General features: G+C 61.4%; 20 protein-coding genes. 9 read left to right on the forward strand and 11 right to left on the reverse strand.

All coding sequences use genetic code 11. The features are described from left to right. Window positions 1-14: 14 nt before the first annotated feature. Both NKF25_RS02215 and NKF25_RS02220 read right to left on the reverse strand, forming a co-directional pair. Window positions 15-2,201, reverse strand: coding sequence for a helicase C-terminal domain-containing protein (locus tag NKF25_RS02215; RefSeq protein WP_253225581.1), 2,187 nt, complete (start codon window positions 2,199-2,201; stop codon window positions 15-17). Between the two features lie 56 nt (window positions 2,202-2,257). Next, window positions 2,258-3,229: a cation diffusion facilitator family transporter gene (locus NKF25_RS02220; protein ID WP_253225097.1), complete on the reverse strand. Its 972-nt coding sequence runs from the start codon at window positions 3,227-3,229 to the stop codon at window positions 2,258-2,260. A 99-nt stretch (window positions 3,230-3,328) separates the two neighbouring features. On the opposite strand from NKF25_RS02220, the gene NKF25_RS02225 reads away from it, so the two are divergent. Further along, window positions 3,329-3,832: a metallophosphoesterase gene (locus NKF25_RS02225; protein WP_253225582.1), complete on the forward strand. Its 504-nt coding sequence runs from the start codon at window positions 3,329-3,331 to the stop codon at window positions 3,830-3,832. A 112-nt stretch (window positions 3,833-3,944) separates the two neighbouring features. Here NKF25_RS02225 and NKF25_RS02230 read toward each other — a convergent pair whose 3' ends face one another. Continuing rightward, on the reverse strand, window positions 3,945-4,595 hold the full coding sequence (locus NKF25_RS02230) for a winged helix-turn-helix domain-containing protein (RefSeq protein ID WP_253225098.1): 651 nt from the start codon (window positions 4,593-4,595) through the stop codon (window positions 3,945-3,947). An 85-nt stretch (window positions 4,596-4,680) separates the two neighbouring features. On the opposite strand from NKF25_RS02230, the gene NKF25_RS02235 reads away from it, so the two are divergent. After that, window positions 4,681-4,833, forward strand: coding sequence for a hypothetical protein (locus tag NKF25_RS02235; RefSeq protein ID WP_253225099.1), 153 nt, complete (start codon window positions 4,681-4,683; stop codon window positions 4,831-4,833). A gap of 11 nt (window positions 4,834-4,844) precedes the next feature. On the opposite strand, the gene NKF25_RS02240 is transcribed toward NKF25_RS02235, so the two are convergent. Next, the gene (locus NKF25_RS02240; protein ID WP_253225100.1) at window positions 4,845-5,861 is read right to left on the reverse strand and encodes a low specificity L-threonine aldolase; all 1,017 of its coding nucleotides are present in this window, start codon (window positions 5,859-5,861) and stop codon (window positions 4,845-4,847) included. 106 nt (window positions 5,862-5,967) lie between these two features. On the opposite strand from NKF25_RS02240, the gene NKF25_RS02245 reads away from it, so the two are divergent. Both NKF25_RS02245 and NKF25_RS02250 read left to right on the forward strand, forming a co-directional pair. Beyond that, window positions 5,968-7,062, forward strand: coding sequence for an aminopeptidase (locus NKF25_RS02245; protein WP_253225101.1), 1,095 nt, complete (start codon window positions 5,968-5,970; stop codon window positions 7,060-7,062). A 375-nt stretch (window positions 7,063-7,437) separates the two neighbouring features. Continuing rightward, window positions 7,438-7,587: a hypothetical protein gene (locus NKF25_RS02250; protein ID WP_190303699.1), complete on the forward strand. Its 150-nt coding sequence runs from the start codon at window positions 7,438-7,440 to the stop codon at window positions 7,585-7,587. 23 nt (window positions 7,588-7,610) lie between these two features. On the opposite strand, the gene NKF25_RS02255 is transcribed toward NKF25_RS02250, so the two are convergent. Beyond that, on the reverse strand, window positions 7,611-7,781 hold the full coding sequence (locus NKF25_RS02255) for a hypothetical protein (protein ID WP_253225102.1): 171 nt from the start codon (window positions 7,779-7,781) through the stop codon (window positions 7,611-7,613). A gap of 115 nt (window positions 7,782-7,896) precedes the next feature. On the opposite strand from NKF25_RS02255, the gene ligA reads away from it, so the two are divergent. Then, window positions 7,897-9,954, forward strand: a complete 2,058-nt coding sequence (ligA, locus tag NKF25_RS02260) for an NAD-dependent DNA ligase LigA (protein WP_253225103.1) — start codon at window positions 7,897-7,899, stop codon at window positions 9,952-9,954. Here ligA and NKF25_RS02265 read toward each other — a convergent pair. From NKF25_RS02265 to NKF25_RS02275, 3 genes are read right to left on the reverse strand one after another with little or no spacing between them, the layout of a single operon-like run. Next, on the reverse strand, window positions 9,951-10,829 hold the full coding sequence (locus tag NKF25_RS02265; RefSeq protein WP_253225104.1) for an ABC transporter permease: 879 nt from the start codon (window positions 10,827-10,829) through the stop codon (window positions 9,951-9,953). The two genes, ligA and NKF25_RS02265, sit on opposite strands and share 4 nt — an antisense overlap. Then, window positions 10,826-11,740, reverse strand: coding sequence for an ABC transporter ATP-binding protein (locus tag NKF25_RS02270; protein WP_253225105.1), 915 nt, complete (start codon window positions 11,738-11,740; stop codon window positions 10,826-10,828). The genes NKF25_RS02265 and NKF25_RS02270 overlap by 4 nt, the downstream gene beginning before the upstream one ends. Before the next feature lie 44 nt (window positions 11,741-11,784). Then, complete coding sequence (locus tag NKF25_RS02275) at window positions 11,785-12,039, reverse strand: hypothetical protein (protein ID WP_253225106.1); 255 nt, start codon at window positions 12,037-12,039, stop codon at window positions 11,785-11,787. Window positions 12,040-12,126: 87 nt separating this feature from the next. Between NKF25_RS02275 and NKF25_RS02280 the strand changes: the two genes are divergently transcribed. Together NKF25_RS02280 and NKF25_RS02285 are read left to right on the forward strand one after the other, a co-directional pair. Beyond that, window positions 12,127-12,735 carry a hypothetical protein gene (locus tag NKF25_RS02280; protein ID WP_253225107.1) on the forward strand — a complete coding sequence of 203 codons (609 nt, stop codon included), beginning with the start codon at window positions 12,127-12,129 and terminating at the stop codon, window positions 12,733-12,735. Window positions 12,736-12,744: 9 nt separating this feature from the next. Beyond that, window positions 12,745-14,478: an excinuclease ABC subunit C gene (locus tag NKF25_RS02285; RefSeq protein ID WP_253225108.1), complete on the forward strand. Its 1,734-nt coding sequence runs from the start codon at window positions 12,745-12,747 to the stop codon at window positions 14,476-14,478. A 30-nt stretch (window positions 14,479-14,508) separates the two neighbouring features. Here the strand turns inward: NKF25_RS02285 and NKF25_RS02290 are convergent, their stop codons facing one another. Continuing rightward, window positions 14,509-14,820 carry an antibiotic biosynthesis monooxygenase gene (locus NKF25_RS02290; protein ID WP_066140705.1) on the reverse strand — a complete coding sequence of 104 codons (312 nt, stop codon included), beginning with the start codon at window positions 14,818-14,820 and terminating at the stop codon, window positions 14,509-14,511. A 201-nt stretch (window positions 14,821-15,021) separates the two neighbouring features. Between NKF25_RS02290 and NKF25_RS02295 the strand changes: the two genes are divergently transcribed. Both NKF25_RS02295 and NKF25_RS02300 read left to right on the forward strand, forming a co-directional pair. After that, a complete protein-coding gene (locus NKF25_RS02295) occupies window positions 15,022-16,140 on the forward strand; it encodes an SPFH domain-containing protein (RefSeq protein WP_253225109.1) in 1,119 nt (372 codons plus the stop codon). Between the two features lie 112 nt (window positions 16,141-16,252). Next, the gene (locus NKF25_RS02300) at window positions 16,253-17,377 is read left to right on the forward strand and encodes an SPFH domain-containing protein (protein ID WP_253225110.1); all 1,125 of its coding nucleotides are present in this window, start codon (window positions 16,253-16,255) and stop codon (window positions 17,375-17,377) included. Window positions 17,378-17,398: 21 nt separating this feature from the next. On the opposite strand, the gene NKF25_RS02305 is transcribed toward NKF25_RS02300, so the two are convergent. Continuing rightward, a complete protein-coding gene (locus NKF25_RS02305; RefSeq protein ID WP_253225111.1) occupies window positions 17,399-18,313 on the reverse strand; it encodes a sulfite exporter TauE/SafE family protein in 915 nt (304 codons plus the stop codon). 187 nt (window positions 18,314-18,500) lie between these two features. Beyond that, on the reverse strand, window positions 18,501-20,558 hold the full coding sequence (uvrB, locus tag NKF25_RS02310) for an excinuclease ABC subunit UvrB (protein WP_253225112.1): 2,058 nt from the start codon (window positions 20,556-20,558) through the stop codon (window positions 18,501-18,503). Window positions 20,559-20,586: the final 28 nt, after the last annotated feature.

Below are 20,586 nucleotides of genomic sequence, written 5' to 3' on the forward strand. Positions count from 1 at the left end.
CTTCGTTCGCTCTTTTACTGCGGCGTCGGCGGTTCGCCGTCCCACGCGTCCTTGTCGGTGAAGAAGTTCAGCATGGCGAACTTGAGCTTTCCGGGGTCGATGTCGATGGTTTCCTTCCGTTCCTCCGGCGGGAACGTCTCTCGAACGCTGTACTTGCCCATCTCCCGGACGCTCCCCTCGGTGTAGCGCTTGTCGAGCAGGATGCGGACGCCGAAGTCGTCCGGGGAACGGATCACCCGGCCGAGCGCCTGTCGCGTCTTCCGAATCGTCGGGATCTCGACGGCGTACTCCCAACCCGAATTTCTTCCGGAACGGTCGGCGAACACGGTGTCGTAGGCGTCCTGTACCGCGTCCATCCGGTCGTCCAGATGCGGGTACGGCACGCCGACGACGACGACGGTTCTGGCTTCGTCGCCGTCGAAGCTGACGCCTTCGGCCAGCGTCCCCCACAGCGAGGTGAACAGCGCGCCGTTCCCGTCCGCCGTGAACTGCTGGCGGAGTTCCTCGGCGGGAGTTCCGGCCTCGTCGAAATACAGGTTCGCGTCGGTTCGGTTCCGCACGAGGTCGCGGTACCGCTCGGCTTCGGCGTAACTCGGGAAGAAGACGAGCGTGTTCCCGGCGGTGAACCGAATCGCGTCGTTCAGCACCTCGGCGATGGTGTCCTGGGTTTCGGGATTGCTCCGCTCGCTGGCGAACAGGGCGGGCGTCTCGGCCGCGAACGTTCGCCGATTCTCCTCCGGGAACTGAAGCCCGTACGCCAGCGAGATGGGGTCGCTCAGGCCGAGCACGTCCGACAGCACGTCGAACGGGCGAAGCGTCGCGCTCATCAGCACCGTCGCGTACACCTCCTCGAACAGGGCTTGGGTGACCTCGCGCGGGATGCAGGTGTACAGTTCCGCCCGTCCGTACACTTCGTCGGTCCCCTCGTCGCGGCGCACCGCGACGACGGGATACTGGCCGAGTTCGGCCCCTTCGTCCATGTAGGATTTGACGAACGCGGCGGCTTGGAGGGTTTGACACTCCTTTCGGGTCGTCGCGTCGCCCTCCTTGTACGCCTCCTCGTATTTCTGGTCGAGTTCCTTGGCGAGCGAGAGCGCGTCGTCCAACTCCGCGTCGATTCCCTTCCCGGCGTACTCCTGTAGGAAGGCAAGCGTCAGGTCGTCGCGTTTGTCCTCGTTGGCGACCGACACGTCCTGCCAGTTCTCGCCGACCGATTCGCGCTCGCCGAAACCAAAGGAGTCGTCGTAGGTCGTTTTGAGCGCCCGCTGGAACGCGGCGAGGACGTTGAACCCCGCTTCGCTCCGAAAGTCGTCGCTCTCCTGAAGTTCGTCCAGCGCGCTGTCGATGGTGTTCTCGGTCAGCGTTCGGGAGGCGTGGTCACGGGCGGTTCCCTCGATGTTGTGCGCCTCGTCGAAGATTGTGATGACGTCCTCCGGTTCGCGGCCCAACCACCGGAAGAACTGTTCGCGGATCATCGGGTCCAGCAGGTGGTGGTAGTTGCAGACGACCAGGTCCACACCCTCCATCCCGTCCTTCAAGAGTTCGTAGCCGCACAACTGCTGTTGCTCGGCGTATTCGTAGATGTCGTCGGGCGTTCGAACCCCGTCGTAGAGCCACTGATAGAACTCCTCGTTATCCGCGGTGAGGTTGTTGTAGTAGTGCTCGCAGATGTTCTTCTCTTTGAGATTCTCGACTTCGTCCTGAATCTGTTCGAGTTCGTCCATCACCGCGCTACGGGCCTCGGCGGCGGTCGAGTCGCCTTCCTGCATGTCGTCGAGCAGTTCGCGCTGTCGCTGTTCGAGTTCGTTCTTGTCGCGTTCCTTGTCGACGACCTCGTAGGTGTTGTCCCGGAGTACCTGACACTCCTGATAATCGACGTCGATGTGGCACATCGACCCTTTCCCCCGAAAGACGACGGCGCGAAGCGGTTCCTTGCGCGTTATCTCGCGCGCTTCGGTGACGAACTGACGCATCTGCTGGTGGACGTTGGTCGTGATGACGACCGTCTTGTCCTCCTCGCGGGCGAATTCGAGCGCGGGAACGAGCGACGAGAGGGTTTTGCCCGTCCCACACGCACCTTCGAAGAGCACGTCCTGCCCGCGAGACAGTCCGTTGTAGATGCGGTCCATCGCCTCCTGCTGGTTGTCGTAGGGGGCGTCGTACGGGAAGAACCGCATGTACTCGTTCGTCGTGGACACGATACCGAATATTCGCGTCTTAGTTCAAAAACCCTTGCCCATCGGAGAGATGCTCGGTCTCAGATAACCGACTCCGCCGCCGTCTCCTGCACTTCCGGTTCGATGTACACTTTCTTGACGCTATCGTTGATTTCGTACAGCCCATCTTCGATGTCGGTTATCAAGTCGTCCATCTCCCCGGTGTCGAGCGTCGGGTCGAACGCCACGTCGGCGGTGACGATGATGCGGTCGGGACCGAAGTAGACGGTTCTGAAGTCGATGATTTCGGTGACGCCCTCCCACCCGTCCAACTCCGAGCGGAGTCTGTCTTCCTCCTCTTTGGGCAGGCTCTCGCCGAGGAGGAGCCGTTTGTTTTCCCACGCCAGCGCGATGGCGAATCCCATCAACAACAACCCGATGAGGAGCGCGGCACCGGCGTCGTAGATCGGGTTTCCGGTGACTTGTGACAGCCAGATACCCACCAGTGCGAACCCGGCACCGGCGACCGAAACGGTGTCCTCGGTGAGCGCCGTCAGGGTGGAGACGTTGCTCGTCTTGTGGAACGCCTCCCGAAATCCGCTCCAATCGCGCCGTTCGATTTCGTGTTTCGTGGAGCGATACGCTTTGCTGAAGGCATATCCCTCGAACAGCATGGCTCCGATGAGGACGGCGTAGTTCACGTAGACCGGTGGAAACGACTGTCCGAGGACGTGAACCAGTCCCCCGCTGACCGTTTCGTGGTGCTGGACAAGCGAGTCGTATCCGTGTTTTGCGCTCTCCCAACCGGCGATACCGAAGAGCAGGACGCTCACCAGAAAGCTGTAGAAGAACTGTGCTTTGCCGTAGCCGAATGGGTGGTCCCGCGTCGGCTTTCGTCCACCAAACCAGATTCCGATGAGGAGAAAGACCTGATTTCCCGTGTCGGAGATGGAGTGAAACGTCTCCGAGAGCATCGCCGGACTCTGTGTAAGCACGAAGCCAACGAATTTCAGCACGGCAATCGCCGCGTTCGAGAGGAGGGCGGCTATCACGACGGACTTGCTGTTCGCCATTACTCGACTAGCGGCGAGGAGGTGTCAAAGTCCTTACGACGGAGCGCCGCGCTTCGATTCGACGGAAGACGAAAGGCGACGGGATACCAACGACGAATCATGATCGCTATCGTCTCCGATACGCACAGCAGGACGGGTCACGAACTGGCCGGACGGACGCTCGAAGCCGTCCGAAGGGCGGACCTCGTGGTTCATGCAGGCGATTTCACGACGACAGCCGTTCTCGACGCGTTCGAAGCCGAAAGCTCCCGGTTGGTCGCGGTTCGTGGCAACAACGCGACGGCTGGGGTCGCCGACCGACTCCCTGCCGTGCGAACGTTCGAGGAAAACGGGGTTCGGTTCGCGCTCACGCATCGTCGGCGCGGCGGAAGTACGGGACTCTCGCTCTTCGGGCAGGAGCGCGATGCGGACGTGGTCGTCTCGGGACACACGCATCGACATCTCGTGGAACAGGCTGGCGAGATGTTGTTGCTCAATCCGGGCAGTTACGCACAGCCACGAGGAAATCGGCCGACACATATCGAACTCGAACCGGAGGGAAAGGGCTTCGCTGGGAGGGTCTACGAGATGAGTGGAGAACTCGTAACCGAGTTCCCCGTGTAGGAGGGCTGGTAAGTTGATGGCGTACCAGTGGAGGGCCGAAGCAGGGCGGCTCCACTTCCGAGTATGCGGTTGGTCATCATGTACTCTTGGTAAGCTCAAAAAAGCGTTTTAGTTATCGGTTCCGCACGAAATACCACCCGACTGCACCGAGGACGAGAACGAGCGCTCCCCCCGCGAAGAACAGCACGCCCGGCGGTATCGTCGCCAAAACGCCGTTTGCCGCATGGCCCGCGCTGTTGGTCGATTCCGTCGAGAACGTTCCCACTTGTCCGCCGCCACCGCTGGCCGTCTTCTCGGCCGCCTTTCCGCCGATACCGAGCAGTCCCTCCGTAACGGTGTACTGAATTCCGGCGCTCACGAGGCCGAGCAGGACGGCAACGCCGAGAACGCGGGAGAGCGCGTCCTTCAATCCCGTCGTCTGCTCTTCCCGCCCGGCAAAGAGGATGAGCGGACCTTCGCTCGGTGCGTACACCTTCATCTCCCGGCCTTTCTCGGAGTAGATGGTATCGACGGCCGTGATGAGGTCCGCGTCTTCCAACTTCTTCAGGTGATACTGGGCGTTCTGTAGCGAGGTGTCCACCTGCTCGCTCAGTTCGGATGCCGTCGCCGGTTGGTCGTGCAGTGCGGAGAGCAGACCACGCGCGGTATCGGACGAGAGCGCCCCGAGCAGATCGTCCGCGTCGTCGCTGTCCACGCCGAGCACTCGGGGGGACCCACCTGACGGCGGTTCCACGTCCGAACTGGAGGGCAAGAGGTCAGCCATATTTATGCGTATGCAACTGCTCGGCAATCAACTTTGCCACTGGCACGGCGAAACGAATTTGGTTCGGCAACTGATACAGGGGGGTATGGAACCACTCGGAATCTTCGGGAAGGTACTCCACGACCCGCTCTTCATCGGCCTTCTCGTCATCATGCTCGCCTTCGTCTTCTTCATCTACCTGTTCATCCGCCGGATCATGACCGGATTTCAGGAAGGTATTCAGAAAGGGCAGCGATAATCGAATCGCTCTCAGAGCGCGTTTCGAATCCGCTCCGCGGCAGTTTTGACGTTCTCACGGTCCACGTCCCAGTGCGTACAGAATCGGACGACATGTGGCCCGAACGCCGACCCAATGACGTCTTCGTCCGCGCACAGATCGAGAAACTCCTCGGCGGTGAGTCCCGCTCGCTCGGTGTTCACGAGGACGATGTTCGTCTCGGGTGGTTGCACCGAGAGGCCGTCGACGTCCGCGAGTCGCTCCGCGAGGAGACGGGCGTTCTCGTGGTCGTCGGCCAACCGTGAGACGTTCCCCAACGCGAGCAGTCCCGGCCCGCCCACGATACCGACCTGTCGCATCCCTCCCCCGAGCAGCTTTCGAACGCGTCGTGCGTGCGCGATGAACTCCTCGTCTCCGGCGAGCATCGACCCGACGGGCGCTCCGAGACCCTTCGAGAGACAGAACATCACGGAATCCACGTTCTCCACGATTCGTGCCGGTGATACGTCGAGGGCGACGGCCGCGTTACCCACCCGTGCGCCATCGAGATGGACCGGAATTCCGAGGTCGTGGGCCGCCTCCGCCGCGGCGTCTATCTTCTCGGGAGCGATTGCGACCCCACCTTTGCTGTTGTGCGTGTTTTCGAGCGATAACAATCCCGTTCCGGGTCGATGTGCGTCCGCCTCGACGTAGCCGTCTCGAACCTGTTCGGGCGTCGGAATTCCACGGTCGCCGCCGTCGAGCGTTCGGACTTGCAGCGCCGAGTGCTGGGCGAGTCCGCCGAGTTCCCACTTGTAGATGTGGCTCTCGCGTTCGACCAGTATCTCCTGTCCCCGTTCGGTGTGGACGCGCGCCGCGATCTGATTGCCCATCGTCCCGGTCGGGACGTAGAGGGCCGCTTCCATCCCCACAAGTTCGGCGGCAGCGGATTCGAGTTCGTTGACCGTCGGGTCCTCTCCGTAGACGTCGTCGCCCACTTCGGCCTCGGCCGCCGCCGCACGCATCTCCTCGCTCGGTTTCGTGACCGTGTCGCTCCGCAGGTCTATCATACGCGACTGTTCCGCCGCGGCGACCAAATAATCGAGGGTAGAAGCAGTTCATCGACGGAGATGCGAACACCGAAAGCGGTTTCCGGTATCCACGAAATTTTGCCACATGGACGAACGAATTCGGAACCATGCCGAAACCATCGTCGACCACTCTCTCGATATCGAAGCGGGCGATACGGTCGTCGTTCGCTCGCCGACCGTCTCGGACGACCTCGCGGTTGCCCTCTCCGAAGCACTCGGCGAGCGCGGTGCGTTCCCACTCGTCACTGCCGGGCGTCGGGACAAGAAACAAGCGGCGTTCCTTCGTTCGGTCGACGCGGATGCCCTCGAAACCCCCGAGCACGAACAGGCGTTGTTCGAAGCGTCGGACGCCATCGTTCACATCCGGGGCCACGAGAACGCCTCCGACATGAGCGATATTAGCGCCGAGACCCACGCGGCATACAGACAGGCGTACCAGCCGATTCAGCAGGAAATCCTCTCGTCGCGTTGGTGTCTCACCCAGTACCCGTCCCCTGGAAGCGCGCAACTCGCCGAGATGAGCACGGACGCTTACGAGGAGTTCGTGTACAGCGCGATGAACAAAGACTGGGACGAGCAGCGCGAGTTCCAAGAGCAGATGGTCGAAATCCTCGACCCCGCCGACGAAGTTCGTATCGTCTCCGGCGAGACGACGGACCTCACGATGTCCGTGGCGGACATGAAAACCATCAACGACGAGGGCAAGAACAACCTCCCCGGTGGCGAGGTGTTCACCGCGCCGATCCCCGATTCGGTCGAGGGAGAAGTGCTGTTCGACAAGCCGCTCGTCCACCAGGGCAACATCGTCGAAAACGTCTGGCTGAAGTTCGAGAACGGTGAGGTCATCGATTTCAGCGCCGACAAGAACGAGGACGTCCTCGCGGGCGTTCTCGATACCGACGACGGTGCACGCAGACTCGGCGAACTCGGTATCGGCATGAACCGCGACATCGACGAATTCACCTACAACATGCTCTTCGACGAGAAGATGGGCGATACGGTCCACCTCGCCGTCGGCATGGCCTACGATATCTGTGTCCCCGACGACCGGGAACCGAACGAGAGTGCGGTTCACGTGGACATCATCGTGGACATGAGCGAGGACTCGTTCATCGAAGTGGACGGCGAAATCGTCCAGCGCAACGGTACCTTCCGTTTCGAGGACGGGTTCGAGGAATAGCCGCGAGGGAGACGAGGCGCTTTGTGCCTCGCAAGACGAACGGGTTGTTTTCGTCGCGTACTACGGATATTCGAGACCAAGCGACCGCGACGAACGTTTATATACTGGAACGAACCCAGAGTCCGTATCTCCTGAAAACTACCCTGTGGATGGCCGAGGCGGGTGTGTGGCACACCTCCACGTCAAACCGTCGTGCCGCCTGTTCGCAATCTTTCGGTTCAAAATCCGTCCGAGACGGACTGATACTGAACTCCCTGTAGGTGTGAACTCTTTCTTCGCCGGTTAACCGTTCTCGAAACAGCACGCTACGAATATTTGATATATATTTGTTGTGGCACCTTGGAGTTAAGTAGCTACGGTTGAATAGAAATAATCGTGCCAAAAGTTGTCTGTCCGGACTGTCGGCGGAACATCGCGTTTCACGAACTGGAAACCAGAACCGTCGCCCAATCCAGCGGATTTTCGACGAACTATCGCTGTCCGTTCTGCCGAAACGCCATCGAGAACGTCACCGAACTGTTGTAATTTCGGACTGGTCGGCGTCAGAATCACGGGTAAACTTCGTAACGGTCGGAATCGTCGAATCCGGACGACAAGAGAACGAAGTGACTGGCGGTATCCGAGAGGTCGTCCGTATCGAAACCCCTCTCTTCGGGCGCGCTCCAGTCTTCGTCGGTCGTTCCGTCGAACTCCGGTTCGTGCACGCTGTAGTCCGTCATCGACTTCAGGTCCGACAGGAACCCGTGTGAATACTGGGGTTGTCACTGCAGGGCTTTGTTTCCTCTCCAACAGCGGTGATGAGGTATTTACCGGACGACGAACAACCTTCGAGCGATGGCAGAGGTGAGCGCGGACGAGAACCCGTACGTCGAAGAGCCAGGGACGGATTTCGAACCCGTCGTCGAGATGAGCGAAGCCGAGGCCAGCGAACAGGCCGCACTGCTTCGCCAGGCGATCCGCCACCACGACTATCGCTACTACGTCGAAAACGACCCGCTCATCGGCGACCGGACCTACGACGCCCTCTTCACGCGACTGCGAGAGTTAGAGGAGGCGTTCGACGTCCAGACTGCTGACAGTCCGACCCGACGTGTTGGCGGCGAACCGCTCGACGAACTCGACAGCGTCGAACACGTCGCCCCGATGCTCTCCATCGACTCCAGCGGTGAAGCCGACGACGTGCGTGGATTCGACGAGCGAATCCATCGGGCGTACGACGAGGTGGAGTACGTCTGTGATCCGAAGTTCGACGGTCTGTCGCTGGAAGTCGTCTACGAGGACGGCGAGTACGTGCGCGCCGCGACTCGCGGTGACGGGGTGACGGGTGAGGACGTAACCGAGAACGTCCGTACCATCGCGAGCATCCCGCACCATCTCCGAGGTGACTATCCGGACTATCTCGCCGTTCGGGGGGAAGTCTATCTCCCGCTGGATGCGTTCACCGCGTTCAACCGCGAGCGGGTCGAACGCGGCGAAGACCCGTTCGCCAATCCGAGAAACGCGGCCGCCGGGTCGCTCCGGCAACTCGATCCGTCCGTGACGGCGGAGCGCCCCCTCGATTGTTTCTTCTACGACGTACTCGACGCGAGCGAGGAGTTTCCGACCCACTGGTCGGAGTACGAGGCGCTGCCGAAGTTCGGGCTGAAGGTGAACGACCGCACCGAAATCGTGGACGATATCGAGGCCTGTCTCGACTACCGCGATGAGATGATGGCCGAGCGCGAGGAGTTGAACTACGAAATCGACGGGGTCGTCATCAAGGTGAACGATCGGGAGAAGTGCGACGAACTCGGGACGACGGCACGCTCGTATCGATGGGCGTACGCGTACAAATTCCCGGCTCGCTCGGAGCAAACCACGATTATGGACGTGACCGTGCAAGTCGGACGGACCGGGCGGCTCACTCCCGTTGCGCTACTCGAACCCGTCGATGTCGGTGGGGTAACCGTCTCACGGGCTAGCCTCCATAATCCGGACGAAATCGCGGAAAAAGACATCAACATCGATGACGAGGTTCGCGTCAAACGTGCGGGTGACGTCATCCCTTACGTCTCCGAAGTGGTCGAAAAACACAGCGAAGGCCACTACGAACTCCCCGACCAGTGCCCCGTCTGCGGCAGTCCGGTCGAACGCGACGGACCGATCGCCTACTGCACCGGTGGACTCGCGTGCGATGCACAACTTCGGCAGGCGGTGGCGTACTACGGGAGCGACGACGGACTCGACATCGAGGGGCTGGGCGAGGAACGGGTGAGCCAGCTTATCGACGCAGACTTGGTCGAATCGTTGCCCGACCTGTACGAACTCGACCGGGAGGCGCTGCTCGAATTGGACGGCTGGGGTGAGAAGAGTGCGGACAACCTGCTCGCCGAACTCGAAGCGTCGAAACGCCCCTCGCTTGCACATTTCCTGTCGGCGATCGGTATCCCACGCGTCGGGAGCGAAACCGCCCGCGAGTTGGCGCGAGAGTTCGACTCGATGGACGCCGTGATGAATGCCGGTACCGACGAACTGGAGGCCGTCCCGGACATCGGACCGAAAGTCGCAACCGGCATCCGGCAGTTCTTCGACTCGGAGCACAATCGAAGCGTCGTCGAGGAACTGTTGGAACACGTCGAACCGGAGCGGGAGGAAGTCGTGGATGGCGACGAACTCGCGGATTTGACGTTCGTTTTCACCGGGTCGCTGTCCGAACCCCGGTCGGATATCGCGGACCTCGTCGAGAGCCACGGTGCGAACGCGACGGGAAGCGTCTCGGGTAACACGGACTACCTCGTTGTGGGAGAAAACCCCGGACAATCGAAGCCGAACGATGCGGAGGAAAACGACGTGCCGATCCTGTCGGAAGCCCAATTTTGGGAACTGCTGGAAGACGAAGGCGTGGCGCGTTAGAATTCCGCGCGCCGGAAGACCGAGTACCCGATTGCGACGGGGATGAACAGCCAGAACAAGAGATAAACCAGGACGAACGCATCGCTGAAGTATATCGGGAGGGAGTTACCGAGGACACTCGCGACGGTAGTTCGGATCAGTCCGTCGAACAGCACTATCCGTGCGTCGACGTGGCTCGAATATATCAACGAATTAACCAACGTCTTGTACGCCGTTATGGGGTTCAGAAGTCGGATGAACAGCATCGTGGATACCCGTCCAGGTATTCCCATCCCAGCGTATCTTCCGAGGAGACTCGCAACGAGGTTTGCCAACCCACTCCAGAAGACGAGAAAGGCGATGTACAACGTCACCGCGCCGATCATCGCTCGGCGGCCGGTCTTGGCGGTCGCCGAAATGCCGACGGACAACCCCACGAACACGAGACCGAGGAGGAGCGTGAGCAGTGCGAACAGGATGTAATCGACGACCTTGAACTGGAGGCTCGTCAGCAGGAGAATTGCCGCGGCGACGACGAACCCGATGACGATGGAAATCCCGACGACACCGCTCCGTCCGAGCACCTTGCCGAGTACGACGTCGTCACGCGAATGGGGAAGCGAGAGCATGAGTTTCAGCGTTCCCGACTCGCGCTCACGGGTGATGGCCGCGTAGCCGATGACGATCGAGATGAGTGGAATCAGAATCGCGGTACCCTGCTCCATCAGGGAGATGTATTGATTGGTGTTCTGTCCCGCGTTCCCGCCGTTATCCAGGACGAACGCGATGATCGGGGGTACTGCGAACACGATGACGAATAGCCCCGTCAACACCCACAGCCATCGTGACCGAACCGCGTCCCGGAAGTCCTTTCGGGCGACGGATTGCCACGTCATGGCGCCGCCCCCTGTCGGGTGTATGCGATAAAGAGGTCTTCGAGCGACGCCTCCTCGGTTTCGAAGTCCTCGACCTGCGTGCCCGTGTCTTCGAGCGTGGTGAGGACTGTGGTCTTGACGTTCGCCGCACAGTCGACGAGCAGTGTCTCCCCGTCGCGCCGGACGCTCTCGACGCCGTCGATCGCGCGCACCCGCTCGATCGCATCGGCGGAGAGCGAGGCAGTCTCGACTCGGAAAACGGTGTCGCCGCCGACGTTCTCTCGAAGCCCTTCGATGGAGTCCTTGGCGACGAGTTCGCCCTCGCGAAGGATTCCGACCCGGTCACAGACGGCTTCGACCTGCCCGAGGATGTGACTGGAGAAGAACACCGTCGCGCCCCGCTCCCGTTCTTCATCGATGATCTCGCGCATCTCGTGGGCACCCGTCGGGTCGAGACCGGACGACGGTTCGTCGAGAATGAGGAGGTCGGGTTCGCCGACGAGCGCCATCGCAAGCCCGAGTCGCTGGGCCATCCCTTTCGAGTAGCCCCCCGCTTTCCGGTCGGCGGCCTCGGGGATTCCGACCCGGTTCAGCAGTTCGTCCGGGTCGTCGTCGGCGTTCTTCGCTTCGATGGCGAACTCCATGTGCTGTCTTCCGGTGAGGCGGTCGTAGACGGACAACCCTTCCGGGAGAACGCCGGTTCGTTTGCGAATCGCCATGCTCTCGGTCTGTGCATCGTGTCCGAGAACGGTGACCGAACCCTTCGTCGGGCGGATAAAATCGAGAATGAGGTCGATGGTCGTCGATTTCCCCGCCCCGTTCGGCCCGAGAAAGCCGAACACTTCGCCCTCTTTCACGTCGAGTGAAAGATTCTCGACGGCCGTGACGTCCCCATATCGCTTCGTCACGTCGTCCAATCGGATAGCGGTCATCGGTTCAGATTCCGCCAACGCACACATAACGGTGTTGCTCCGTGCTATACCGTGTCATCTGGGTCACGCTTTTCCGCGATTCGTGTCGCCTCCGTGGCGTATCGTTCCCTCTCGGCTTCGTCGGTAACCCGGGCCAGTCGTTCCCGTTCGACTTCGATTGCGGCGGTCGTTTCGCCACCGAGTCTCCCCGCTCGTTCCTTGCGAAGATACCATTCCCCGTCGGGCGTCGAGTACACCAGCGTCAACAGGTCGCGGTCGCTGTACGTCCGTTCGACCAACCACACTCGAACCTCGTCCATGGCTGGCCGTTCGTGGGTATCGAATTTGTATCTGGCGAGGTGTCGATAGCCGCAACCTTATTTATCTCCCTGATTGACCGGTAAACGATGGGACAGTCCCCGCTGTCACAGGCGTCCGACGACCGCCTGCTCGACATGCTCTTTGCGGGCGAGGAAATCGAAGAGGAGATCGAACTGGAGGGTGCGCGAATCGCGGTGACGAGTCATCGCCTTCTCGCGTTCATGCCCGAAGGGGAGGACCGACGGTTCGACCACGAGGACCGACCGAACGTCCTCGATGCCCGTGTGCAAGCCGCTGGCCACCCTGATTACCTCTCGTGGTGTGTTCGGAGCTTCATCTATGGCCTACTCCTCGTGGGCGGTGGATACTTACTCGACAGCAGCGGGCTACTCACCGACTTCGGCGATACGAACACGGCGAGTGCACAGGCCGTCGCTGGCGTCCAGGGGATGGTCGGCACGATGGTCCACGCTTTTTCCTTGCTGACGAGTATCCTGCTGCTGGTTGGAGGGGTGCTCCTGCTCGTGGCCATCATCCTCGGGATTCTCTACCTCTTTACGCGTTCGGAGGAACTGATAATCGAACGCGCCGGACGCGACCCGATTCGAATACCCGTCGATGGCAACGAGGCCGAGGACGCCGCTCGTCGCATTCGGGCGGCGGTAGGGACAGGTTCAAAGCCGAGCATCGACTAATCGAAATCGATGGACGTGGCGACCGTCCGGGAGCACGCGAGCGAATTACCGCGTGAACCCGGCGTGTATCAATTCTTGGAAGGCGACACGGTTCGCTATGTGGGGAAGGCCGTCGATCTTCGGGCGCGGGTTCGGTCGTACGCCGACCCACGGAGCAACCGCATCGGGAACATGGTCGCACGGGCGGATTCGCTCGACTTCGCCGTCACCGATACGGAGACGCAGGCGCTCCTGTTGGAAGCGAACCTGATCAAACGGTATCAGCCACGCTACAACGTCCGCCTGAAGGACGACAAATCCTATCCGCTGGTACAGGTGACGGGGCACGAGTTCCCGCAGATCGAGATCACCCGCGACCCCGACCGCGCCGGAGCGACGGTGTTCGGTCCGTTCACGAACAAATCGACGGTCGAGACGGTCGTCAAGGCGCTTCGGGAGACGTACGGTATCCGTGGCTGTTCGGACCACAAGTTCTCCAACCGCGACCGGCCGTGTCTCGACCACGATATCGGTCTCTGTACCGCGCCGTGTACGGGGGAAATCGGCCGCGAGGCGTACCTCGGGGACGTGAAAAGCGTCGAACGGTTTTTGGGCGGCGAGGTGGACGTGCTCGCACGCCCACTCCGCCGCGAGATGGAGGCGGCCGCTCAGAGTCACGAATTCGAGCGGGCGGCGAACCTCCGCGACCGACTCGACGCCGTCGAGTCGTTTCACGGCGGCGACGCCGACGCGATTACCTCACAAACCGACGAGCGAACCGTGGACGTGCTCGGGGCCGCAGTCGAGGGCGAACGGGCGACGGTCGCCCGACTGCACAGCGAGCGCGGACAACTCGTGGACCGTGACCACCACTCCTTATCGGTACCGGACGGGGACGACGTGGCCGCAGTCTTCGGCGGGTTCATTCCGCAGTTCTACGCCGAGCGCGACCTTCCCGACGCGCTGTTGCTTTCTGAGCGTCCGGACGACGCCGACGTGATGGAGTGGTTGGAAACCGAAGGCGTCGCCGTTCGTGTGCCGGGGGCGGGGCGGGAGGCGACGCTCGTGGATCTGGCGTTGAAAAACGCCCGCAGGGGGTCGGGCAACCCGGATGAACTCCGGGCGCTCGCGGACGCGCTCTCGCTCCCCTCGGCCGAACGAATCGAGGGATTCGACGTGAGCCACGCACAGGGGTCGTCGGTGGTCGGGAGCAACGTCGTCCTCGTCGGTGGGTCGCCCGAGAAGGGCGACTACCGCCGGAAGAAACTGACGGAGAAAAACGACGATTACGCGAACATGCACGACCTGATCCGCTGGCGGGCGAAACGGGCGGTCGAGGGTCGGGACGACCGGCCCGACCCCGACCTGCTCCTCATCGACGGGGGAACGGGACAACTCGACGCCGCACGCGAAGCGCTCGACGACGTCGGATGGGACGTGCCCGCAGTCGGGCTTGCCAAGGCCGAGGAGATAGTCGTCACGCCGACCACGACCTACAACTGGCCGAACGACGCGCCACAACTCCACGTCCTTCAGCGAGTGCGGGACGAGGCGCACCGGTTCGCGGTGCAGTACCACCAGACGCTTCGGGACGACGTTTCGACGGAACTGGACGACGTCACGGGAGTCGGGCCGCAAACCCGCAGAAAGCTGTTCCGTCGGTTCGGTAGCTTGGCGGGGATTCGGGGAGCTTCGGACGACGAACTCCGCGAGGTCGATGGTGTCGGCGAAAAGACGGTGACCGCGCTGCGGCGTCGGTTGTGAGTTCGATATATTCTCCCGTGAGAGACCGGATCACTCCGCCGTTCGCTCGAACGCCACGTCGTGGATTTCGAGTTCGTGAGGTTCGGTGAACATGTCCTTCGGTGGGTGGTCATCGTGGGCCTCCGCGAACGCGTCGGTGTCGGTCCACGCCTCGAAATCCTCCATCGACTCCCAGTAGGTCTGGGAGATGTACGAATCCGTCTCGGAGTTGGCGGGCGTCAGCAACTCGAACTTGACGAAACCGGGTTGACTCTCGACCTTGCCCATGCTGTCTCGAAACCGTTCCACGAACTGGTCTGCGTACTCATCTGCCACGAACAGCCTGTTTTCGACGACTATCATTCCACTACGAACTGCGTCAGTTCCACGCTTAACTCTATCTCTCGAAACGGGGTTTTCATAATCCGAAATGGATTATACATCCTCGACAGTTCCGATACGGCCGGTTTCCCCACTTCGTTTCTTTCTCCACCGTCTCCCCTTCAGTACCATGATGCTGAATGACACAAAAATGTTAAACGACTGGTGTCTCTCTGTTCGAGTATGGACCATCCGTTCTACAAACTGGGGAAGATTTCGGGAGGCTCCGGGCTCTCGAAACTCCTCTTTGCAGTCGTCGCCCTCCTCGTCTTCCTCTTTTTCCTCCCGACGCTCAACGGCGTCGAAATCGTGGGCTTCCTCCTGCTCGCACTCGTGGTCGTCGCAATCAACAGCGCCGTCGAAATCGTCGGTGCGTACGAAAAACGCGCCCTCGTCGTCTTCGGGGATTTCCGGGGATTGCTCGGCCCGGGACTCCATTTCATCCCGCCATTCGTGAGCGCGACCCACAGTTTCGACATGCGGACACACATGCTCGACGTGCCGAAACAGGAAGCGATCACGGAGGACAACTCGCCGCTGATGGCCGACGCCGTCATCTACGTCCGCGTCACGGACGCGAAGCAGGCGTATCTCGAAGTCGATGACTACCGCCGTGCGGTTTCGAACCTCGGGCAGACGACGCTCAGGGCCGTCCTCGGCGACATGAGTCTCGACGAGACGCTGTCGCGCCGCGACGAAATCAACGCGCGGATCCGTAAGGAGATAGACCCGCCGACGGACGAGTGGGGTGTTCACGTCGAAAGCGTCGAAGTGCAGGAAGTCATGCCAAGCCCCACCGTCGTCGAGGCGATGGAACAACAGACCAGCGCGGAACGCAGACGCCGCGCCATGATCCTCGAAGCACAGGGGGAACGACACAGCGCCATCGAGCGTGCGGAGGGTGAGAAGACGTCGAACATCATCCGCGCACAGGGGAAAAAACAGAGCGACATCATCACCGCACAGGGTGATGCGGTCGCCACCACGCTCCGCGCGAAATCCGCCGAGGCGATGGGCGAACGCGCCGTCATCGAGAAGGGAATGGAGACGCTCCAAGCCATCGGTGAGGGCAAATCGACGAAATTCGTCCTCCCGCAGGAACTCACCTCCACGCTCGGTCGCTACGGCAAACACCTCACCGGAAGCGACGTGCGCGAGGACGGCGCTCAATTGGAGAGCAAGGAGTTCGACGCCGAAACCAAAACGCTGCTCGGGTTGGACGATATCGACGAGACGCTGGCGGAACTCGAATCGCCGGACGAACCGGAACCAAAGCCGATTGAACCCGTCGAGGCCGAGTAGGCAGTCGAGGCGGAGTAGGACTTCTATTTTCCCCGTGGCGTCGTTGGATTCACGCCACCAATGTGGTTTGTTAGCACGTAACTGTTAAGCGACTCGTGGCGTAACCTTTCACATGGACAACCCCTTCTACGTCCTCGGCAAACTCTCGTCGGGGACCAGTGCAGGGAAGTCCCTGTTCGCCGTCGGATTCGTCGCGTTCTTCTTTCTCGCGCTTCCGTTTCTCGACACGACGGCGATAGCGGGGCTTCTCATCCTCGTCCTCGCGGCGGCAACGGTCAACAGCGCCATCGAAATCGTCGGTCCGTACGAGAAACGCGTCCTGACCGTGTTCGGCGAGTACCGACGCCTCCTCGACCCCGGCATTCACTTCGTCCCGCCGTTCGTGAGCGCGACCCACCGTTTCGACATGCGAACCCGCGTGTTCGACGTGCCGAAACAGGAAGCGATCACGAAGGACAACTCGCCCGTCATCGCCGACGCCGTCCTCTACGTTCGCGTGATGGACGCAAAGCGGGCGTTTCTCGGCGTCAACGATTACGAGCGCGCCGTCTCTAACCTCGGGCAGACGACGCTCAGGGCCGTCCTCGGCGACATGAAACTGGACGAGACGCTGTCGCGCCGCGACGTCATCAACACCCGAATCCGGGAGGAGATCGACCCGCCGACGGACGAGTGGGGGATTCGCGTGGAGAGCGTCGAAGTGCGTGAGGTGATGCCGAGCCGTTCCGTCGTCGGCGCGATGGAACAACAGACGAGCGCGGAGCGGCAACGCCGTGCGATGATCCTCGAAGCGCAAGGCCGACGCCGCGGTGCCATCGAACGTGCGGAGGGTGAGAAGACGGCCAACATCACGCGGGCACAGGGGGAAAAACAGAGCCAAATCCTCGAAGCGCAGGGGGACGCCGTTTCGACCGTGCTCCGTGCGAAGTCCGCCGAATCGATGGGCGAGCGGGCCGTCATCGACCGCGGACTCGAAACGCTTCGGAGCGTCGGCGAGAGCAAGTCGTCCACGTTCGTCTTCCCGCAGGAACTCTCCTCGCTGTTGGGTCGCTACGGCAAACACCTCTCCGGAAGCGACGTGCGCGAGGACACCATCCTCCTCGAATCGAATACGTTCGACACGGAGACGCGCGAACTGCTGGGACTGGACGATGTGGACGAAATGCTGGTCGAACTCGACACCCAGATGGACGAATCCTCGCAACTGGGTGGGAAGACGGCTACCGAATCGGACTGATTCTAAAAAGCGCTCGTCCGGTCACCCCAGGGCGAACACGCGGACGAGCGTGAAGATACCGACGAGCGAATAGACGACCATCATCGTCTGGACGGTCCGATGCTCCGGAACGCGGCTATTGAGGAACGCCCCCATCTGGCCGCCGACTGCACACGTCACCCCGGCGACGAGACCGTACTCGAACGGGACGGTGAAGTTGTGACCGCTCAGCGATTCGGGCGCGTAGCGCAGGAGGACGAGGTTCGCGACGAGCGCGGAGACGACGGTCCCGTGCAGGATGAGCGCGCTCGTCCCCGTGGAGATGCGGATGGACACGTTCTTCCGAACCGTCAACAGCGTCTGTGCGAGTTCGCCGATGGCGATGCCGACGAGGCCCGCCATCGCCCCGCCGACGCCCGCGATGGTGCGGTCGAAGCGGTCGAACCGGGGGGTTCGTGCTCCCCCGTCCGTCCGTATCCGATTCGAGTCCCGGGAAAGCACTCCCGACAGTCGGCTTTCATCGACCAAGTCACCGAGCGATTTCCCGTCCCGGTGTGAGAGATAGAGGACGGTCGATAGCACGAGCAACATCCCGCCGAACAGCAACTTGAGCGCGGTGGACGGGACGAAGTAGGACACCGCCCTCGCGAGGATTGCGATCGGGATGCTGACCAAGAGAATGGATTTGGCGACGGTCCAATCCACCTGCCCGCGGAACCAGTAGGCCGAGACGCTACTCGTGTACCCGAACAGTTCGACGAACAGCGCGAGGCCGATGGCACCCTGCAACGCCAGGTCGGGGAACGCTGGCACCAGTTCCGGGTAGACGAACAGGAACGCGGGCGTGAACAGCACCGCCGCCTCCATGGCGAACGTGTTGACCGTCGTCGCGATGAGGAAGGTCAGCAAGACGAAAACGCCGAGTCCGGTCGGAGAGAATCCCAACGGAAGCGACATCTCAGCTAACACCTTCGTTCGGGGAGTTCCAGCATCGGATTCCGCATTCTTCCTTGGAATCGACTGACGAACGACGTAGTGCGGTCGCTCGGTGTAATCGTGACATCGTGACTGCTACACACCCGTTGGCACTGAAAAAGGTTGATGTTCGTGAAAATCCCGGTGAACGATGAAGCAGAAAATCCGGTCAGAACTCCCCGCGCTCGGGTTCGACGCCGCCCATCTCCTCGTCCATGTGGAACTCCTCGCGGATGGCGCGAATCCGGTCACGGATGTCGGCGGCCAGTTCGAACTCCAAGTTATTTGCGGCCTCCTCCATGCGGTCTTCGAGTTGCTGAATCTGCTCGGCCGCTTCCTCGTCCGTTTCCGGTTCGCTCCGTGAGATGCCGCCCGTGTCCGTCTTGCTCCCCGGCAGATTCGCCTCCGAGACCTCCTTCTGAATGGTTTCGGGCGTGTTGCCGTGTTCCTCGTTGAACTCCTGTTGAATCTGCCGCCTGCGCTGGGTTTCGTCCATCGCGCTCTCCATCGCGTCCGTCACCTCGTCGGCATAAAGGATGACTTCGCCGTTGACGTTCCGGGCCGCCCGGCCCATCGTCTGGACGAGTGCCGTCTCCGAACGCAGGAAGCCCTGCTGGTCGGCGTCGAGGATGGCTACCATCGACACTTCCGGGATGTCCAACCCTTCGCGGAGTAGGTTGATGCCGACGAGCACATCGAACTCGCCCAACCTGAGTCCACGAACGAGTTCGTGCCGTTCGAGTGTGTCCGTCTCGTCGTGCATGTACTCGACTGCCACGCCTGCTTCCTCCAGATATTCCGTGAGGTCCTCGGCCATCCGCTTGGTCAGCGTCGTCACGAGGACGCGCTCGTCGTTCTCGATGCGCTCGTCGATACGATCCATCAGGTCGTCGATTTGGCCCGACGCGGACGCGACCTTCACTTTCGGATCCACGAGGTGCGTCGGGCGAACGATCTGCTCCGCGATCTGCTCGCTCTGCTCGCGTTCGTAGTCGGCGGGCGTCGCGGAGATGTAGAGCGTTTTGTCGCTCTTCTCCTCGAACTCCTCGAACGTGAGCGGGCGGTTGTCGTAGGCCGTCGGGAGGCGGAAACCGTTCTCCACGAGCGAGTCCTTTCGGGATTTGTCGCCCGCGAACTGCCCCCTGATTTGGGGCACCGTCTGGTGGGATTCGTCGATGACACAGAGGAAGTCGTCGGGGAAGTAGTCCAGCAAGGTGTACGGCGCGTCGCCGACCTCCCGCTCGGTGAAGTACACCGAGTAGTTCTCGATACCCGAGCAGTAGCCCGCCTCCTTCATCATTTCGAGGTCGAACGTGGTCCGCTCCTCGATCCGCTGGGCGGCCACCAGGTCCCCGTTGCGCTCGAAGTAGCGGATTCGTCGCTCCAAATCACCCTCGATTTCCGCGATCGCTTCCGCCATCGTCTCCTCCGGAATCGAGTAGTGCTCCGCCGGGTGGACGAGCACGGCGGGTTCCCGCGATTTGACTTCCCCTTCGAGCGGGTCGATCTTCACCATCTGATCGATCTCGTCACCCCACAGTTCGACGCGGATGGCGTACCGACCGTACATCGGGAAGATTTCGACGGTGTCGCCGCGAACCCGGAACGTCCCCTGCGTGAAGTCCATGTCGTTTCGGTCGTAGTTCAGGTCCACGAGCCGGGCGAGCAGTTCCTCGCGTTCGATGGTCTCGCCGACCTCCAGCCGTAGCCGCATGTCCTCGTAGTTTCGCGGGTCACCGAGGCCGTAAATCGCGGAGACCGAGGCGACGACGATGACGTCGTCACGGGTCAACAGCGAGCGGGTCGCGGAGTGGCGCAGGCGGTCGATCTCCTCGTTGATGGACGCGTCCTTGTCGATGTACGTGTCCGTCTGTTCGACGTAGGCCTCCGGTTGGTAGTAGTCGTAGTAGGAGACGAAGTACTCCACCGCGTTGTCCGGGAAGAGGTTTCTGAATTCTTCGTACAGTTGTGCCGCCAGCGTCTTGTTGTGTGCGATGACGAGCGTGGGTTTCTGGATTTCCTCTATCGTCCACGAAACCGTGTTCGTCTTTCCCGACCCCGTGACGCCCAACAGGGTCTGTTTTTCCATCCCCTGGTTGAACCCCGTCGCCAACTGCTCGATGGCCTCGGGTTGGTCGCCCGCCGGGTCGAACGGCGCGTCAACTCGAAAGTCGGTTTCGGCGTCGGGGTTGTCCGGCCGAAGCGGGCCGGACTGGGTGTCGCTCATGGTATCTTTCGTAGGAATTCGAGCTACT

Source organism: Haladaptatus sp. AB643, from assembly GCF_024136975.1.
Classification (GTDB): Archaea; Halobacteriota; Halobacteria; order Halobacteriales; family Haladaptataceae; genus Haladaptatus.

Excerpts from the sequence above, each read along its gene's own strand:
- NKF25_RS02220 (WP_253225097.1), bottom strand. The coding sequence starts at position 3,229 with ATGGCGAACAGCAAGTCCGTCGTGATAGCCGCCCTCCTCTCGAACGCG.
- NKF25_RS02280 (WP_253225107.1), top strand. The coding sequence starts at position 12,127 with ATGGGACAGTCCCCGCTGTCACAGGCGTCCGACGACCGCCTGCTCGAC.
- NKF25_RS02230 (WP_253225098.1), bottom strand. The coding sequence starts at position 4,595 with ATGGCTGACCTCTTGCCCTCCAGTTCGGACGTGGAACCGCCGTCAGGT.
- NKF25_RS02295 (WP_253225109.1), top strand. The coding sequence starts at position 15,022 with ATGGACCATCCGTTCTACAAACTGGGGAAGATTTCGGGAGGCTCCGGG.
- NKF25_RS02265 (WP_253225104.1), bottom strand. The coding sequence starts at position 10,829 with ATGACGTGGCAATCCGTCGCCCGAAAGGACTTCCGGGACGCGGTTCGG.
- NKF25_RS02290 (WP_066140705.1), bottom strand. The coding sequence starts at position 14,820 with ATGATAGTCGTCGAAAACAGGCTGTTCGTGGCAGATGAGTACGCAGAC.
- NKF25_RS02300 (WP_253225110.1), top strand. The coding sequence starts at position 16,253 with ATGGACAACCCCTTCTACGTCCTCGGCAAACTCTCGTCGGGGACCAGT.
- NKF25_RS02235 (WP_253225099.1), top strand. The coding sequence starts at position 4,681 with ATGGAACCACTCGGAATCTTCGGGAAGGTACTCCACGACCCGCTCTTC.
- NKF25_RS02305 (WP_253225111.1), bottom strand. The coding sequence starts at position 18,313 with ATGTCGCTTCCGTTGGGATTCTCTCCGACCGGACTCGGCGTTTTCGTC.
- NKF25_RS02245 (WP_253225101.1), top strand. The coding sequence starts at position 5,968 with ATGGACGAACGAATTCGGAACCATGCCGAAACCATCGTCGACCACTCT.
- NKF25_RS02225 (WP_253225582.1), top strand. The coding sequence starts at position 3,329 with ATGATCGCTATCGTCTCCGATACGCACAGCAGGACGGGTCACGAACTG.
- NKF25_RS02285 (WP_253225108.1), top strand. The coding sequence starts at position 12,745 with ATGGACGTGGCGACCGTCCGGGAGCACGCGAGCGAATTACCGCGTGAA.
- NKF25_RS02240 (WP_253225100.1), bottom strand. The coding sequence starts at position 5,861 with ATGATAGACCTGCGGAGCGACACGGTCACGAAACCGAGCGAGGAGATG.
- NKF25_RS02255 (WP_253225102.1), bottom strand. The coding sequence starts at position 7,781 with ATGACGGACTACAGCGTGCACGAACCGGAGTTCGACGGAACGACCGAC.
- uvrB (WP_253225112.1), bottom strand. The coding sequence starts at position 20,558 with ATGAGCGACACCCAGTCCGGCCCGCTTCGGCCGGACAACCCCGACGCC.
- ligA (WP_253225103.1), top strand. The coding sequence starts at position 7,897 with ATGGCAGAGGTGAGCGCGGACGAGAACCCGTACGTCGAAGAGCCAGGG.
- NKF25_RS02275 (WP_253225106.1), bottom strand. The coding sequence starts at position 12,039 with ATGGACGAGGTTCGAGTGTGGTTGGTCGAACGGACGTACAGCGACCGC.
- NKF25_RS02270 (WP_253225105.1), bottom strand. The coding sequence starts at position 11,740 with ATGACCGCTATCCGATTGGACGACGTGACGAAGCGATATGGGGACGTC.